Genomic DNA, 13,548 nt, shown 5'->3' with positions numbered 1-13,548 from the left:
ACTTTGAATTTCTTCGATAGGCGCGCTCTACCAATCCCAGCGGGTTGCGCTATCGTTGAACCCCGACATCAGCCAGCAAGGAGAGCCACATGTCAGACGCGCCCATCGTTGCGCAAAAAGCGCCCTATCCAATCGACGTCACCGAAGGGAAAACCTATTTCTGGTGTGCCTGCGGAAAATCGGCGAAGCAGCCTTTCTGCGACGGATCGCACAAGGGCAGTACGATCGAGCCAATAAAATACACTGCCGAGGCCGATAAGAAGGTGTTCTTTTGCGGCTGCAAGCAGTCCCACAAGATGCCGCTATGCGACGGCAGCCATTCCAAGCTCTGAGCCTGCGGCAATCGGTCCATGGCCAGTGCTCGGATGGGTGCTAGGTGGATTTGCATGAATACGACCCACACAACCCGCGTGCTTTTTAATGCCCAATGCCCGGTCTGCAATTACGAGATCAGGCACTATGAGCGCTATGCAAAGCGCCACGCCCTGCCACTGCGATTCGAAGACCTGAACACCGAAGATCTGGCGCAGTGGGGGCTGACCCGCGATCAGGCGGCGCGGCGGCTTTATGTATTGAAGGACGGCGCGCTCTATGGCGGAATCGACGGGTTTCTGGTGCTCTGGCAGGACATGCGGCGATACCGCTGGCTGGCGCGCATCGTCGGCCTGCCCGGCATCCGGTGGCTGGCAAGCGCGCTTTACGACCACGCGCTGGCGCCGTTGATTTACCGCTGGCACCTCGCGCGGTTGCGGAAACAAAAGCTCAGGGCATGAGCCGTTTCAGCAGCTCTGTATTGCGGCAATATTCTGGTGTGGACTCGGCGCTGTTTTTTTCAGCCAGCCAGGATTCGCAATGGGTGGGGTTGGTGCATCCGGTACAGGCAATCACCGCATCTGCGATCTCGTCGAATGCGAGGTCTCCGCGTAGTGCCGATTCTTCCAGATCGACACCGACTGTCCGCGCCATCCGATCCACCAGAGACGCGTGACGTTTCAGCATTTTTGGACTTCGCATGATCTTCCCTCCGCGCCGTTTCTGGCCAGGGGGAGAATATCGCGACCCTTCGGCGCGAAATTTGATTCAGATCAAATGCCTGATTGATCGAGATAGGCCCGCACTGCGTCCTGAACGCGCCGGAACCGATCGCCACCCAGCTTTTTACCGCCATACCAGCGGGTCACAATGATCACGTGATCTTGCAGCTCGGCCCGTTCCATCATCCGCAGAATCACCATCGCTGCGCCGCTTTCGCCATCATCGGCCTTGAGCGCGCCTGTCGGCAGGATCGCCGCCCATGTATTATGTGTCGCCTTGGCATAGGCGCGGTCCGATTTCAGATCGGCCAGCACCGCGTCGACATCTGCCCGGCTTGCGACGCCTGCGCCCGATACCGCGTATTTCGAGCCGCGATCGGTCAAGATCACGCCAAGCCGGGTGAGCTTTGACACCTCAGAATCCCACCTGCGTGGCGGTGCGGCGCACGATTTCGATCCGTTCGGCATTTGGTGGATGCGTGCCCAGAAAGCGGTCGCCGGGATCAGGCAGGCGTGAAAAGAACTCAGCCCCCACGAGCGGGTTGTATCCGGCCCGGGCGGTGATGATGGTGCCCAGCTCATCCGCTTCAAGTTCGAATTCCTTGGAATAGCTGCGCGCGCCCACCACCGCGCCGATCTTTTGCGCGTTTTCAACCGCAGCCTCGTTGCCGCCGGTGATCGTCGCCAGTTCCGCAAAGATCGCAGCGCCTGCTGCCGCGTTCTCGGCCTGCCGGTCCAGATGGCCTTTGATGTGATGCGCGGCTTCATGGCTCATCACAAAGGCCAACTCGTCCTGATTGCGCACCGATGCGATCATCGAGACGGTAAAGGTGAGGACCGGACGGCCATCCTCATCAAGGCTCTGGAACGCATTGACCGGCGCGCGCGGGTCGGGGTCGACAACGATAAGAAAGTCGCAGTTCACATTGCGGGTCCGGCGGCGGCATTCCTCGACCGCGCGAGGCTTGACGGCGCGGCTAACCTCGGTGAAGGCGCGTGCGGCCTCTTCCGGCGTGTTGGCCGGCCCCTCCTGCCCGGCGATCGGAGGTCCGCCGCCGGTCTGGGGCGACAACTCGGCGCAGGCGGTCAGGCTCAGGGCCAGAAAAAGCACGAGGCGGCGCATGACAAAGGGGCCTTTCGGTAGAACTGCTCGAAGGGGAACCTAGCCCGTCCGACCATCGGCTGCCAGCCCTGCAAGAACACGATCTGTTTTGCTTGCAACCCGCCGCGCACGCCGTCACTCTGCGCCTATGTTTACCATTGAGCACGAATTCGACGCCACGGTCATCACCTTGATGGATGAGGGCGAAACGCCGCTGCTGGAGGATGTCACCATCAACTCCTTCGCTGAATGCGTCACGCTGGAGCAGCTAGACCCCCGGACCGACCAGGTCCAGAAGATCACCCTGTCGCCCGAGCAATTGCGCGATCTGGCCGCAGCCCTTGACCTGCCCGAGGGTGTCTATCAGATGCGCGAAGCTCCGCGCGGTCAGCCGCCATCTTAGCGAAACGTCTTGTCCCGCGCGCTCTGGCCCCGGACCAGGTTCAGGCGGCTGGGTGCGACGCCCATGGCTCGGGCCAGCAGAGCGCAGACCGCGTCATTGGCGCGCCCGTCGACGGGCGGATCGATGACCTTTGTCCGCAACATGCCGTCGCGCCAGATCAGGCTATTGCGCGCCGCCCTGGGGGTAACATGCAAGGTGATCTCGGCCCCCGGCACCGCCAGATTCCGCAAATCGACCAGGTCTTTGGTTTTGGGTTTTCCCATGGCACGCAGTGTCCCCCGGATCAGGGGACAGAACCAGAAGATTTCCCGGCAGATGTGGCCAGATTACCCTTGAAACCGGGGGCCGCGTGACCGAGATAGCAGACACGGATGTAAAAAGAGTTTACATATGCCTCAAAACGATCAGCCTGCCCTTGATTTCCTTTTGTCCCGTCGGTCCCGCCCGGCAAAAACACTGGTTGCGCCCGCCCCGGACCGGGAGGCGCTGCTGCCCTTGCTGACAGCCGCCGCCCGCAGCCCCGATCACGGCAAGCTGGAGCCGTGGCGTTTCATCGTGCTGGAACAGGGTGCCATGCCCCGACTTGCCGATCTGGTCGCGCGCCGGGGCGAGGCGCTGGGCAAATCCGACGAAGACATCGCCAAGGGCCGCAGCCAGTTCGATCAGGGTATCCTCACTGTGGCCGTGATCGAGGTTCAGAAACCTTCCGAGAAAATCCCCGCCATCGAACAGAGCTATTCCGCCGGTGCGGTCTGTCTGGCGCTCCTGAATGCCGCGCTGGCTTCGGGCTGGGGCGCAAACTGGCTCAGCGGGTGGCCCTCGCATGACCGTGGGTTCTGCAAGGAGGGTCTGGGGCTGGCGGAAAACGAACGTATCGCCGGGTTCATCCATGTCGCAAGTGAAGGCAGCAAGCCGCCGGAACGCCCGCGCCCCGATCTGGACGCGATCACCGGTTGGGTATCACAATGATGATCCTGAATTCCTTCCTTCAGGCACTGGGCCAGATCGGAGACCCCAGGTTTCGCAGCGTGCTGCTGCGTGGTGTCGGCCTGACCATCGCTCTGCTGATCGCCGCCTGTATCGCCGCGATCTGGCTCATCAACTGGCTATCGGGCAGCGAAATCTCGTTGCCATTTATCGGTGCGGTGCCCTGGTTGAACGACGTGCTGAACTATTCCGGCATCGTGCTAGTGCTGATCCTGCCGGTGTTTCTAATGGTGCCGGTTGCCTCGGCCATCACCTCGCTGTTTCTCGATGAGGTGGCGCAAGCGGTCGAGGATCGCCACTATCCCGCGCTGCCCCAAGTATCTCCCGTTCCCGTTTCCGAGGCGATCCGGGATTCGCTGAGTTTCATGGGCATCCTGATCGTCGCCAACATCCTGGCGCTAATCCTTTATGCCATCTTCACGCCGCTGGCCCCTTTCATCTTCTGGGGGCTGAACGGGTTTCTTCTGGGGCGCGAATATTTCACGCTCGCCGCCATGCGCAGGCTGGGCCGCGAGAAGGCATATGAACTGCGCGCGCGCCATACCGGCACGATCTGGCTGGCCGGGACGTTGATGGCGATCCCGTTGTCAGTGCCACTGGTAAGCCTGCTGATCCCGGTTCTGGGTGCCGCAACATTCACCCATATCTACCACGCACTTAACAAAACGCGCTAAGCGGCGTGGTCACTAGACCGGGGGCAGATTCTCGGTCCAGTCGAAATCGCTGATGCTGATCACACCCGACAGGATGATCCCGGCAATGATCACCCACAAAACCGCCGCCACCGCCGTGGTGATCCAGGCCTTTTTCTTGAGGTGGTGATGTTCCGGCGCACCGGCATGGGTGCCCGCAACAATGTCGCCCAGATCGCCTTGAGTCTTGATGCGGATCGGCAGCACGACGAGAAAGGTCATGAACCAGATCACTGCATAAAGCACGATGCCGGATGTGATACCCATGTTGCTGCATCCTTTCCTGTGGGTCCGCCGCTTTCAGGCTCAGACCTGTTCCAGTTCCACCAGACAGCCGTTGAAGTCCTTGGGGTGCAGGAACAGGACTGGCTTGCCATGGGCGCCGATCTTAGGCTCGCCCGAACCCAGCACGCGTGCGCCGGTCTCTTTCAGGTGATCGCGCGCGGCGAGTATGTCTTCTACCTCATAGCAGACGTGATGAATCCCGCCCGCCGGGTTCTTTTCCAGAAACCCGTTGATCGGGCTGTCCTCGCCCAGCGGATAGAGCAGTTCGATCTTCGTGTTGGGCAATTCGATGAACACCACCGTGACGCCGTGATCGGGTTCGTCATGCGGCGCGCCCACCTTGGCGCCCAGAGCGTTGCGATACTGCTCGGATGCGGCCTCCAGATCCGAAACGGCGATAGCTACATGGTTCAGTCGGCCAATCATGGCGGGTCTCCTCGTTGCTCGGTCGGACGGTTTTGACCACGCGGCGGGCAAAAGGGCAAGAGCGGGTGGTGCGGCATTAACTCCGCGTTAGCCACCATGACCTAGCGTTGGCCGGGTCTGCTGATAGGAGTTTCACCATGGACGATTCGGATCCCTTCGCCACCGCCCATGTCACGCCCACCATCGACCGACCGCTGCTGGGTCTGACCATTCTGGTTGTCGAGGACAGCCGTTATGCCTGCGAGGCTATGCGCCTGCTCTGCTTGCGTAGCGGGGCGCGTATCCGGCGCGCGGACAATCTGAAATCGGCGCGGCGGCATCTGCGGGTCTATCGCCCCTCCTGCCTGATCATCGATATGGGGCTGCCTGACGGATCGGGGGCCGACCTGATTGCCGAACTGGCTGTGTCCGTGCCCCGCGTGCCGGTGATCCTGGGTATCTCGGGCGATGATCAGGGCGAAGAACTGGCGATCGCCGCCGGTGCCGACGGGTTTCTTGCCAAGCCGGTGCATTCCCTCGCCGCCTTTCAGAACGCCGTGCTGTCGCGCATGCCGACGGACAAGCATTATCCCCCGCTGATGTCGATCAGTGACGAAACGGTCGAGCCTGACCGCGTGGCCTATCACGATGACATGGCGCATGCCGCGACCGTGATGACCGAGGAGGTTGATGACAAGATGCTGGATTATGTGGCGCAGTTCGTGCGCGGCGTGGCCCATAGTGTACAGGACACCGCGCTGGCGGATGCCGCGGATCGTTTGGCCCGCTCCCGCGCCCGCGGCGCACCGGTCACCAGCGACGCCGCGCGATTGGCGGGGCTTGTGCAACAACGCTTACAAAACAGAAAGGCGATATGAGGCATGATCGAGGTGTTTCTGGCAGCAATGGCAACAATTGCACTGGGGCTCTACGGGCAGTTGCGCCTTCGCGCGCGCAACATTCGGCGTAACCGCGCGCATCACCGCGAAGAACCGGCGGTTCCATCTCTGCTAGAGCAGCGCTGAACCGACCTGCGCCTCGTGCGATCAGGTTCTTGCCTGTCGCAGAGGCCACATCGCCAGAGACTTCCATCTGTCACTTGCAGCAGGTGGCGGCGCCTGCGTTTGAGCGCCGTCGATGTCTCCCGGCACGCAGCGCGCGCCTTAGCAACGGATCGGATTCTGTGCGGGGGTTTCACCCGCACCTGAGCGTCTTAATGCAATCTCTGTGCGTTTCGGTTTGCGGCCTGTCCCGCTGAGGTACTTGCCTTACGATGACCACTGGTCAATAGACCTCCCAATCATCGTCATGCGGTACGTCGCCAATCGCGGTCCAGGCCACACGCAGGCGGGCCACACGGGTATCGGCCCAGGTGCGAAACACCGCGTCGAACCCGCCCTCGGTCACATTCTCGGCTTTCAGTTCGGCCCGCATCGAAGTGTTGGTGTCGAAATCCCAAAGCGACATGCTCAGTTGCACGGCGGGAATGCTTCGAAACGGCTCGGGGAAGCTGACCTTGGTGCGGCGCTCACGCGGGCCATGACCGGTCCACATCTCGCCGCCATTCTCGAAATCCGAGAACAGGCCAAGCTCGCCTTGCAAAATGCCCACCGGGTGGGTCGAAAAAACATGCATCACGTCAACTAAGTTACTGCGTCCGATGGGCACTAAAGACGGAAATCGTCAATTCCAAGGAAACAAAATGGCCGGCTCCCTAAAGGAAACCGGCCATTTTCAGATATTGCGAAACGCCCGCATCACAGGCTCATATGGGTGCCCAGGGCCTCCATATCGGCCAACAATTTGGCCGCTTCATCCACGATGGAGTGGTGACCCTGATCGACAGCGTTCTGATGCGAGGCACGGGCCTCGGCGATCATCTCGTCCAGATGCGCGCGGGTCACTTCGCCCACCGGTATCGCCTTTTCGGCCAGAACCGACATAGCATCCGCGTTGATCTGGGCAAACCCGCCGGTCACCAGAAATTCGGCGTTGCCATCGGGCCCTTCGGCCTTCAGGATACCGGGCCGCAGCGTGGTGATGGTGGGAGCATGATCAGGCATCGCCGTCATGTCCCCATCCGCGCCGGGAATCTGGACCGCGCTGACCGGGAACGAAGCAAGGCTCCGTTCCGGGCTGACAAGGTCGAATTGCATTGTGTTTGCCATCAGGTTTACTCCTTAGGCAGCTTCTGCAGCCATCTTCTCGGCTTTTGCGACCACATCGTCGATGCCGCCAACCATCAGGAAGGCCGCTTCGGGCAGATGGTCATATTCGCCAGCCACAACGGCCTTGAACGACGAGATCGTCACATCCAGCGGCACCTGAACACCCGGCGAACCGGTGAAGACTTCGGCCACGTCGAACGGCTGGCTGAGGAATCGCTCGATCTTACGAGCACGGGCCACGGTCAGTTTGTCCTCTTCGCTCAGTTCGTCCATGCCGAGGATGGCGATGATGTCCTGCAGCGACTTGTAGCGCTGGAGGATCTGCTGAACGTCGGTCGCAACCGCATAGTGTTCATCACCGACGATGGCCGGGTCCAGCAGACGCGAGGACGAGTCGAGCGGGTCAACCGCCGGGTAGATACCCTTTTCCGAGATCGCACGGTTCAGAACGGTGGTCGCGTCGAGGTGCGCAAACGAGGTCGCCGGCGCAGGGTCGGTCAGGTCGTCCGCAGGAACGTAGATGGCCTGCACCGAGGTGATCGAACCGGCCTTGGTCGAGGTGATGCGTTCCTGCAGCGCGCCCATGTCGGTGGCCAGCGTCGGCTGGTAACCCACCGCCGAAGGAATACGCCCCAGCAGAGCCGACACTTCGGAGCCCGCCTGCGTGAAGCGGAAGATGTTGTCGACGAAGAACAGAACGTCGGTACCGGACTGGTCACGGAACTGCTCGGCGAGCGTCAGACCGGTCAGAGCAACACGTGCACGCGCTCCCGGAGGTTCGTTCATCTGGCCGTAAACCAGAGCAACCTGTGAATCTTCGAGGTTGTCGGGCTTGATCACGTTGGATTCGATCATTTCCCAGTAAAGGTCGTTGCCCTCACGCGTCCGTTCGCCAACACCCGCGAACACCGAGTAACCCGAGTGCACTTTTGCGATGTTATTGATCAGTTCCATAATCAGAACGGTCTTGCCCACACCGGCACCACCGAACAGGCCGATCTTACCGCCTTTTGCATAAGGAGCCAGCAGGTCCACAACCTTGATGCCGGTCACCAGAATTTCCGACTCGGTCGACTGTTCGTCGAACTCCGGCGCGGGCTGGTGGATCGCACGGGTTTCAGTGGCTTTCACGTCACCCTTTTCGTCGATGGGTTCGCCCACGACGTTCAGGATGCGGCCCAGCGTGGCATTGCCCACCGGCACCGATATTGGGCCACCCGTGTCGGTCACGGCCTCGCCGCGCACCAGACCTTCGGTTGCGTCCATTGCGATGGTCCGCACGGTGTTCTCGCCCAGGTGCTGGGCAACTTCCAGCACTAGGCGCTTGCCGTTGTTGGTGGTTTCCAGCGCGTTCAGAATTTCAGGCAACTCGCCATCGAACTGCACGTCGACGACGGCCCCGATGATCTGAGTGACTTTGCCTTTTGCATTCGCCATGTTTCGTCTCCGGTTTGTCTCTACAGCGCTTCGGCGCCGGAAATAATTTCAATCAGCTCGTTGGTGATCACGGCCTGACGCGAGCGGTTGAACTGGATGGTCAGCTTGTCGATCATCTCACCCGCGTTGCGGGTCGCGTTGTCCATCGCGCTCATCCGGGCACCCTGTTCCGAGGCACCGTTTTCAAGCAGGGCCGAGAAGATCGCGGTTGCGACCCCCTTGGGCAGCAAGTCGGCCAGGATGGCCTCTTCGCTGGGTTCGTAATCATAAAGCGTGCCAGCATCATCGCCCTCAACCTCGTCAAAGGCGGCGGGGATGATCTGTTGCGCGGTCGGGATCTGGGTCACCACGTTCTGGAACTTGGCAAAGAAAATCGTCGCCACGTCGAACTCGCCCGCATCAAAGCGGCCAAGAACGTCGCGTGCGATATCCTGCGCGTTGTTGTAGCCCAGACGTTTCACTTCGCTCAGATCCACATGGCCGACAAAGAACTCGCCGAGATCACGCTTGAGCGCGTCGCGGCCCTTTTTGCCGACGGTCAGGACCTTAACGGTCTTGCCCTTGCCGCGCAGCTCCTCAGCCTTGACGCGGGCCAGTTTGGCGATGCTTGAATTGAAGCCGCCGCACAACCCGCGCTCTGCGGTCATGACGACCAGCAAATGCACGTCATCCTTACCGGTACCGCGCAGCAGCATCGGCGCGTTATCGCTGCCGCCGACCGAGGCCGCCAGCCCCGCCATCACGGTGTTGAACCGCTCGGCATAAGGGCGCGAGGACTCGGCCGCTTCCTGGGCGCGGCGCAGTTTTGCGGCCGCGACCATCTGCATGGCCTTGGTGATCTTGCGGGTCGATTTGACTGACTCGATCCTGTTTTTAAGGTCCTTTAGACTTGGCATTGCCGCGTCTCCTTAAGCGAAGTTTGCGGCGAATTCGTCCAGAGCAGCCTTGATCTTGTCAGATGCCTCGCCCTTGATCTTGGGATCTTCGTTGGTGATCCAGTCAAGCAGGTCGGCATGCTTGCCACGCAGATGCGCCAGCAGACCAGCCTCGTAACGACCCACGTCAGACACGTCGATCTTGTCAAGGTAGCCGTTGGTGCCCGCGAAGATGACGCAAACGATTTCCGCATTGGTCAGCGGCGAGTATTGCGGCTGTTTCATCAGCTCGGTCAGGCGCGCGCCACGGTTCAGCAGCTGCTGGGTTGCGGCGTCGAGGTCGGAGCCAAACTGAGCAAACGCGGCCATTTCGCGGTACTGCGCCAGTTCCAGTTTCACCGGACCGGCGACCGACTTCATCGAGTTGGTCTGCGCCGAAGAGCCCACACGGCTAACCGACAGACCGGTGTTCACGGCGGGGCGGATGCCCTGGTAGAACAGCTCGGTTTCCAGGAAGATCTGACCGTCGGTGATCGAGATCACGTTGGTCGGAATAAAGGCAGACACGTCGCCGCCCTGGGTTTCGATAACCGGCAGAGCGGTCAGCGAGCCAGCACCAAAGTCTTCGTTCAGCTTCGCCGAACGCTCCAACAGGCGCGAGTGGAGGTAGAATACGTCACCCGGATAGGCTTCACGTCCCGGCGGGCGGCGCAGCAGCAGCGACATCTGACGATAGGACACAGCCTGTTTGGACAGGTCATCATAGATGATCAGCGCGTGGCGGCCATTGTCGCGGAAGAACTCGGCCATAGCCGTGGCGGCATAAGGCGCCAAGAACTGCATCGGCGCCGGGTCGGAGGCGGTTGCGGCCACGACGATCGAGTAATCGATGGCGCCGGACTCTTCCAGACGCTTCACAAGCTGCGCCACGGTCGAGCGTTTCTGGCCAACCGCGACATAGACGCAGTAGAGCTTCTTGCTCTCATCGTCGCCTGCAGCTTCGTTGACCGATTTCTGGTTCAGGATGGTGTCCAGCGCAACGGCGGTTTTGCCGGTCTGGCGGTCACCAATGATCAGTTCCCGCTGGCCCCGGCCAATCGGGATCATCGCGTCAACCGATTTCAGGCCGGTCGACATCGGCTCATGCACCGATTTACGTGGGATGATGCCGGGTGCCTTGACGTCGGCCACGCCACGCTGGGTGGCGTTGATCGGGCCCTTGCCGTCGATCGGGTTGCCCAGACCGTCCACAACGCGGCCCAGCAGCTCGTTCCCGATCGGCACGTCCACGATCGAGTTGGTGCGCTTTACGGTATCGCCTTCTTTGATGTCCCGGTCCGAGCCGAAGATCACAACGCCGACATTGTCGCTTTCCAGGTTCAGCGCCATTCCCATGATACCGCCAGGAAATTCGACCATTTCACCGGCCTGCACATTGTCGAGACCATAGACGCGGGCAATCCCGTCACCGACACTCAGCACGCGACCGATCTCGGCCACTTCTGCTTCCTGACCAAAATTCTGGATCTGGTCCTTCAGGATTGCAGAAATCTCTGCAGCTTGGATACCCATCTATCCGACCTCTTTCATTGCATTCTGTAGGGAGTTGAGCTTGGAGCGGATCGAGCTATCGATCATCTTCGAGCCTACTTTGACGACAAGACCGCCAATGAGGCTTTCATCGACGGTCGCATTGATACTTACGGTTTTGCCCACTTGCTCGCCGAGCGTTTTGGACAGTTTTTCCATCTGGGTCTTGGTCAGTGCCTTGGCCGACGCCACCTCAGCGGTCACTTCGCCGCGCTCATCCGCCAGTGCCGCGCGCAGGGCTGCGATCAGTTGTGGCACGACAAACAGACGGCGCTTTTGCGCCATCAGGCCCAGCGCGTTGGCCAGCACCGGGGCCAGGTTCATCTTTTGGGAAATAGCGCCAATGGCCGCCGCCTGGTCAGCTCGCGAGATCAGGGGCGATTGGATCAGGTCGCGCAAGTCTGCGCTAGCGTCCAGTGCTTCGGCCAAATCGGTGACACCTGTTTCCAGGCCGTCAAGGTTCTTGTTCTCTTTCGCGATCTCAAAGATCGCGGTGGCGTAACGCTCGGCTATGCCGGCGGAAATCGAAGCTGGTTCGGACACGTCCACCCTTCCGCTACTTGGCCCCGAATTCGCGCAGAACAGGCAAACCGGGGGCGTGACAAAACCCCGCCAGGACGGCAGGGCATCAAAATCACCGGGGATGTAGCAGAGCGTTCACAACCTCGCAATACAGTATAACAGCAGAAGACTTATCCCCAAATTACTTGTTTTCAATGGGTTAGAAGAAAGTGTGACGGTTTGACCTCACGACCCTCGTTGAAAAATGTTACGAGATCGCAGGTTTTCGCGATTCCTGCCGCAAAGTTACAGCGATCTGACGGGTTTTGAACAATGCTTTTCACACCTCTCAGGCGGGCTTTAATAACCCGTCCAGCGCCTGAATGGGCCGCCTCTGCTCATGCGGAACAACCCGGCCACTGGGTGGTTGCATGCGCTTGCTGGCCTCGACCATGAAGACACCGCCCGCCATAACGGTCGGCAGCCGGGTTCCCGCCTTTTCGATCAACGCTCCCGATTTCAGCCAGAACCGGCGGAAGGACGGCGGTTGATACAGCGCTGAGCAATGCGCGTCGGGCAGGAAGTCATGCTCTTTCAACTGCGCTTCCAACTGACTGAGCGTATAAGGCCGCCCGTAACCAAACGGCGTCTTGTCCGATCGAGACCACAGCCCGGCGCGATTGGGCACGACGAACATTGCCTTGCCGCCGGGGCCCAGCACTCGCCAGCATTCGTCCAGCACGTTGCTGGGCCGTTCCGAGGTTTCCAGCCCGTGCATCACCACGAGCTTGTCCACATGTCCTGTTTCGATGGGCCATCTGGTCTCTTCCGCCAAGACCGACACGTTGGGCATCCCCGCGGGCCAGGGCATGACCCCTTGCGGACCGGGCATCAGCCCGATCACCCGCCGCGCATCTTTCAAGTAGGGCCGTAGCAGCGGAACCGCGAAGCCAAACCCGGCCACCGTCTGGCCATGCGCCTCGGGCCAAAGCTCTAGCAGGCGACCGCGAATGGCCGCCTGTGCCGCGCGCCCCAGCGTGCTGCGATAGTAGAAATTCCTTAGATCCTGGACATCCAGATGCATTGCAGGTGCTCGCGTGATCGGCTTAGCTGGGCGCAGTCTAGCAATGAAAGGGCAAAAGACCATGCCTCTTGAGATCGTCACAATCCCCTGCCTCAGCGACAATTATGCCTTTCTGATCCATGCGCCGGGCAGCGGATTGACTGCCCTCGTGGATGCCCCCGAGGCCGCCCCCATCGAGGCAGAGCTTGACCGGCGCGGCTGGACACTGGACCAGATCTGGCTGACACACCATCATTGGGATCACGTCGACGGGGTCGAAGCGCTCCGGTCGCGATTCGGCGCAAGCGTTGTGGGCGCGGCGGCGGATGCGCAACGTCTGCCCAAACTGGATATGGAGGTGCGCGAAGGCAGCGTCTTTTCTCTGTCGCGCGAAGATGTGCAGGTGATCGAGGTGCCCGGGCACACGGTCGGCCACATTGCCTTTTATATGCCCGAAAGCCATGCGGTCTTTACTGCGGACAGCCTGATGGCGCTGGGATGTGGGCGGCTGTTCGAGGGGTCGCCAGAACAGATGTGGACCTCGCTCAACAAGCTGGCCGCACTGCCGGACGACACCATCGTATACTCCGGGCATGAATACACGCAGGCCAACGGTCGGTTCGCGGAAACAATCGAGCCGGAAAATGCCGCATTGAAAAAACGCATCGCAGATATATCTGCGGCAAGAGCCGTAGGGCGGTCCACAGTTCCGTCAGCATTGGCGTTGGAAAAGGCCACAAATCCGTTCCTGCGTGCCAATGAACCGGGAATTCAGGCAAATCTGGGAATGACCGGCAGTGCGCCGGTGGATGTTTTCGCCGAGATTCGCGCCCGCAAAGACCGCTTCTAAGGCCTGTTTTTCCAGCTTCATGGCATCAGTCACATTAAATGTGAGGATGATTTAACAAAAAACCCTTGAAGCCGCCGTGCGTTCAACCAAACTCTAATAATATGAGGACATGGTTGGTCTGGGGGGACCAACGCCGAACTTGCCCCCAGCCAACCC

21 protein-coding genes are annotated in these 13,548 nt (G+C 60.5%); 8 read left to right on the top strand and 13 right to left on the bottom strand.

Translation table 11 applies throughout. The features are described 5' to 3' along the window. The first annotated feature begins 89 nt into the window (after positions 1-89). On the top strand, positions 90-332 hold the full coding sequence (locus Q5Y75_RS18850; RefSeq protein ID WP_306200447.1) for a CDGSH iron-sulfur domain-containing protein: 243 nt from the start codon (positions 90-92) through the stop codon (positions 330-332). A gap of 54 nt (positions 333-386) precedes the next feature. Further along, positions 387-773 (top strand): thiol-disulfide oxidoreductase DCC family protein, encoded by a 387-nt coding sequence (locus Q5Y75_RS18845; protein WP_306200445.1) that lies wholly within the window; start codon positions 387-389, stop codon positions 771-773. On the opposite strand, the gene Q5Y75_RS18840 is transcribed toward Q5Y75_RS18845, so the two are convergent. The 3 genes from Q5Y75_RS18840 to Q5Y75_RS18830 all read right to left on the bottom strand — a co-directional run bounded on the left by Q5Y75_RS18840 (position 763) and on the right by Q5Y75_RS18830 (position 2,157). Next, positions 763-1,014 (bottom strand): DUF6455 family protein, encoded by a 252-nt coding sequence (locus Q5Y75_RS18840; protein ID WP_306200443.1) that lies wholly within the window; start codon positions 1,012-1,014, stop codon positions 763-765. The two genes, Q5Y75_RS18845 and Q5Y75_RS18840, sit on opposite strands and share 11 nt — an antisense overlap. Positions 1,015-1,085: 71 nt before the next feature. After that, a complete protein-coding gene (locus Q5Y75_RS18835) occupies positions 1,086-1,448 on the bottom strand; it encodes a YigZ family protein (RefSeq protein ID WP_306200441.1) in 363 nt (120 codons plus the stop codon). Between the two features lies 1 nt (position 1,449). Then, on the bottom strand, positions 1,450-2,157 hold the full coding sequence (locus tag Q5Y75_RS18830; RefSeq protein ID WP_306200440.1) for a M48 family metallopeptidase: 708 nt from the start codon (positions 2,155-2,157) through the stop codon (positions 1,450-1,452). 127 nt (positions 2,158-2,284) lie between these two features. Here Q5Y75_RS18830 and Q5Y75_RS18825 point away from each other — a divergent pair, with 127 nt between their 5' ends. Then, complete coding sequence (locus Q5Y75_RS18825) at positions 2,285-2,539, top strand: DUF8831 family protein (RefSeq protein ID WP_249708321.1); 255 nt, start codon at positions 2,285-2,287, stop codon at positions 2,537-2,539. Here Q5Y75_RS18825 and Q5Y75_RS18820 read toward each other — a convergent pair. After that, positions 2,536-2,802, bottom strand: a complete 267-nt coding sequence (locus Q5Y75_RS18820) for a DUF167 domain-containing protein (protein WP_306200438.1) — start codon at positions 2,800-2,802, stop codon at positions 2,536-2,538. The two genes, Q5Y75_RS18825 and Q5Y75_RS18820, sit on opposite strands and share 4 nt — an antisense overlap. A gap of 127 nt (positions 2,803-2,929) precedes the next feature. On the opposite strand from Q5Y75_RS18820, the gene Q5Y75_RS18815 reads away from it, so the two are divergent. Both Q5Y75_RS18815 and Q5Y75_RS18810 read left to right on the top strand, forming a co-directional pair. Further along, positions 2,930-3,508 carry a nitroreductase family protein gene (locus Q5Y75_RS18815; protein WP_306200436.1) on the top strand — a complete coding sequence of 193 codons (579 nt, stop codon included), beginning with the start codon at positions 2,930-2,932 and terminating at the stop codon, positions 3,506-3,508. Then, positions 3,508-4,200: an EI24 domain-containing protein gene (locus Q5Y75_RS18810; RefSeq protein WP_306200606.1), complete on the top strand. Its 693-nt coding sequence runs from the start codon at positions 3,508-3,510 to the stop codon at positions 4,198-4,200. Before Q5Y75_RS18815 ends, Q5Y75_RS18810 begins: the two co-directional genes overlap by 1 nt. A gap of 12 nt (positions 4,201-4,212) precedes the next feature. On the opposite strand, the gene Q5Y75_RS18805 is transcribed toward Q5Y75_RS18810, so the two are convergent. Together Q5Y75_RS18805 and mce are read right to left on the bottom strand one after the other, a co-directional pair. After that, on the bottom strand, positions 4,213-4,485 hold the full coding sequence (locus Q5Y75_RS18805) for a DUF1467 family protein (protein ID WP_306200434.1): 273 nt from the start codon (positions 4,483-4,485) through the stop codon (positions 4,213-4,215). Between the two features lie 39 nt (positions 4,486-4,524). After that, positions 4,525-4,929, bottom strand: coding sequence for a methylmalonyl-CoA epimerase (gene mce / locus Q5Y75_RS18800; protein ID WP_306200432.1), 405 nt, complete (start codon positions 4,927-4,929; stop codon positions 4,525-4,527). Positions 4,930-5,066: 137 nt separating this feature from the next. On the opposite strand from mce, the gene Q5Y75_RS18795 reads away from it, so the two are divergent. Both Q5Y75_RS18795 and Q5Y75_RS18790 read left to right on the top strand, forming a co-directional pair. Then, the gene (locus Q5Y75_RS18795; RefSeq protein WP_306200430.1) at positions 5,067-5,786 is read left to right on the top strand and encodes a response regulator; all 720 of its coding nucleotides are present in this window, start codon (positions 5,067-5,069) and stop codon (positions 5,784-5,786) included. A gap of 3 nt (positions 5,787-5,789) precedes the next feature. Further along, entirely contained in the window at positions 5,790-5,933 is a 144-nt protein-coding gene (locus Q5Y75_RS18790) for a hypothetical protein (RefSeq protein WP_306200428.1), read from the top strand. 259 nt (positions 5,934-6,192) lie between these two features. Here the strand turns inward: Q5Y75_RS18790 and Q5Y75_RS18785 are convergent, their stop codons facing one another. From Q5Y75_RS18785 to Q5Y75_RS18755, 7 genes are all read right to left on the bottom strand, one after another. Then, entirely contained in the window at positions 6,193-6,543 is a 351-nt protein-coding gene (locus tag Q5Y75_RS18785; RefSeq protein WP_306200426.1) for an H-type lectin domain-containing protein, read from the bottom strand. A 122-nt stretch (positions 6,544-6,665) separates the two neighbouring features. Next, entirely contained in the window at positions 6,666-7,076 is a 411-nt protein-coding gene (locus Q5Y75_RS18780) for a F0F1 ATP synthase subunit epsilon (protein WP_306200424.1), read from the bottom strand. A 12-nt stretch (positions 7,077-7,088) separates the two neighbouring features. Beyond that, positions 7,089-8,513 (bottom strand): F0F1 ATP synthase subunit beta, encoded by a 1,425-nt coding sequence (gene atpD, locus Q5Y75_RS18775; RefSeq protein ID WP_306200422.1) that lies wholly within the window; start codon positions 8,511-8,513, stop codon positions 7,089-7,091. Between the two features lie 20 nt (positions 8,514-8,533). Further along, positions 8,534-9,409, bottom strand: coding sequence for a F0F1 ATP synthase subunit gamma (locus Q5Y75_RS18770; protein WP_306200420.1), 876 nt, complete (start codon positions 9,407-9,409; stop codon positions 8,534-8,536). 12 nt (positions 9,410-9,421) lie between these two features. Then, entirely contained in the window at positions 9,422-10,960 is a 1,539-nt protein-coding gene (gene atpA, locus Q5Y75_RS18765) for a F0F1 ATP synthase subunit alpha (RefSeq protein ID WP_306200418.1), read from the bottom strand. Next, complete coding sequence (locus tag Q5Y75_RS18760) at positions 10,961-11,521, bottom strand: F0F1 ATP synthase subunit delta (protein WP_306200415.1); 561 nt, start codon at positions 11,519-11,521, stop codon at positions 10,961-10,963. Positions 11,522-11,828: 307 nt separating this feature from the next. Continuing rightward, the gene (locus tag Q5Y75_RS18755; RefSeq protein ID WP_306200413.1) at positions 11,829-12,563 is read right to left on the bottom strand and encodes a class I SAM-dependent methyltransferase; all 735 of its coding nucleotides are present in this window, start codon (positions 12,561-12,563) and stop codon (positions 11,829-11,831) included. A gap of 43 nt (positions 12,564-12,606) precedes the next feature. Between Q5Y75_RS18755 and gloB the strand changes: the two genes are divergently transcribed. Next, a complete protein-coding gene (gloB, locus tag Q5Y75_RS18750) occupies positions 12,607-13,392 on the top strand; it encodes a hydroxyacylglutathione hydrolase (protein WP_306200411.1) in 786 nt (261 codons plus the stop codon). Positions 13,393-13,548 lie beyond the last annotated feature (156 nt).

Origin of the sequence: Ruegeria discodermiae (genome assembly GCF_030758345.1) — a bacterium.
Taxonomy (GTDB): Bacteria; Pseudomonadota; Alphaproteobacteria; order Rhodobacterales; family Rhodobacteraceae; genus Ruegeria_C.
Note: the sequence above shows the minus strand (reverse complement) of the source record. Positions and strands in the feature narration are given on the sequence as shown.

Excerpts from the sequence above, each read along its gene's own strand:
- Q5Y75_RS18845 (WP_306200445.1), top strand. The coding sequence starts at position 387 with ATGAATACGACCCACACAACCCGCGTGCTTTTTAATGCCCAATGCCCG.
- Q5Y75_RS18785 (WP_306200426.1), bottom strand. The coding sequence starts at position 6,543 with ATGCATGTTTTTTCGACCCACCCGGTGGGCATTTTGCAAGGCGAGCTT.
- Q5Y75_RS18820 (WP_306200438.1), bottom strand. The coding sequence starts at position 2,802 with ATGGGAAAACCCAAAACCAAAGACCTGGTCGATTTGCGGAATCTGGCG.
- Q5Y75_RS18830 (WP_306200440.1), bottom strand. The coding sequence starts at position 2,157 with ATGCGCCGCCTCGTGCTTTTTCTGGCCCTGAGCCTGACCGCCTGCGCC.
- Q5Y75_RS18790 (WP_306200428.1), top strand. The coding sequence starts at position 5,790 with ATGATCGAGGTGTTTCTGGCAGCAATGGCAACAATTGCACTGGGGCTC.
- Q5Y75_RS18780 (WP_306200424.1), bottom strand. The coding sequence starts at position 7,076 with ATGGCAAACACAATGCAATTCGACCTTGTCAGCCCGGAACGGAGCCTT.
- Q5Y75_RS18795 (WP_306200430.1), top strand. The coding sequence starts at position 5,067 with ATGGACGATTCGGATCCCTTCGCCACCGCCCATGTCACGCCCACCATC.
- Q5Y75_RS18755 (WP_306200413.1), bottom strand. The coding sequence starts at position 12,563 with ATGCATCTGGATGTCCAGGATCTAAGGAATTTCTACTATCGCAGCACG.
- Q5Y75_RS18850 (WP_306200447.1), top strand. The coding sequence starts at position 90 with ATGTCAGACGCGCCCATCGTTGCGCAAAAAGCGCCCTATCCAATCGAC.
- mce (WP_306200432.1), bottom strand. The coding sequence starts at position 4,929 with ATGATTGGCCGACTGAACCATGTAGCTATCGCCGTTTCGGATCTGGAG.
- Q5Y75_RS18815 (WP_306200436.1), top strand. The coding sequence starts at position 2,930 with ATGCCTCAAAACGATCAGCCTGCCCTTGATTTCCTTTTGTCCCGTCGG.
- Q5Y75_RS18770 (WP_306200420.1), bottom strand. The coding sequence starts at position 9,409 with ATGCCAAGTCTAAAGGACCTTAAAAACAGGATCGAGTCAGTCAAATCG.
- Q5Y75_RS18825 (WP_249708321.1), top strand. The coding sequence starts at position 2,285 with ATGTTTACCATTGAGCACGAATTCGACGCCACGGTCATCACCTTGATG.
- Q5Y75_RS18810 (WP_306200606.1), top strand. The coding sequence starts at position 3,508 with ATGATCCTGAATTCCTTCCTTCAGGCACTGGGCCAGATCGGAGACCCC.
- atpD (WP_306200422.1), bottom strand. The coding sequence starts at position 8,513 with ATGGCGAATGCAAAAGGCAAAGTCACTCAGATCATCGGGGCCGTCGTC.
- Q5Y75_RS18840 (WP_306200443.1), bottom strand. The coding sequence starts at position 1,014 with ATGCGAAGTCCAAAAATGCTGAAACGTCACGCGTCTCTGGTGGATCGG.
- gloB (WP_306200411.1), top strand. The coding sequence starts at position 12,607 with ATGAAAGGGCAAAAGACCATGCCTCTTGAGATCGTCACAATCCCCTGC.
- Q5Y75_RS18805 (WP_306200434.1), bottom strand. The coding sequence starts at position 4,485 with ATGGGTATCACATCCGGCATCGTGCTTTATGCAGTGATCTGGTTCATG.
- atpA (WP_306200418.1), bottom strand. The coding sequence starts at position 10,960 with ATGGGTATCCAAGCTGCAGAGATTTCTGCAATCCTGAAGGACCAGATC.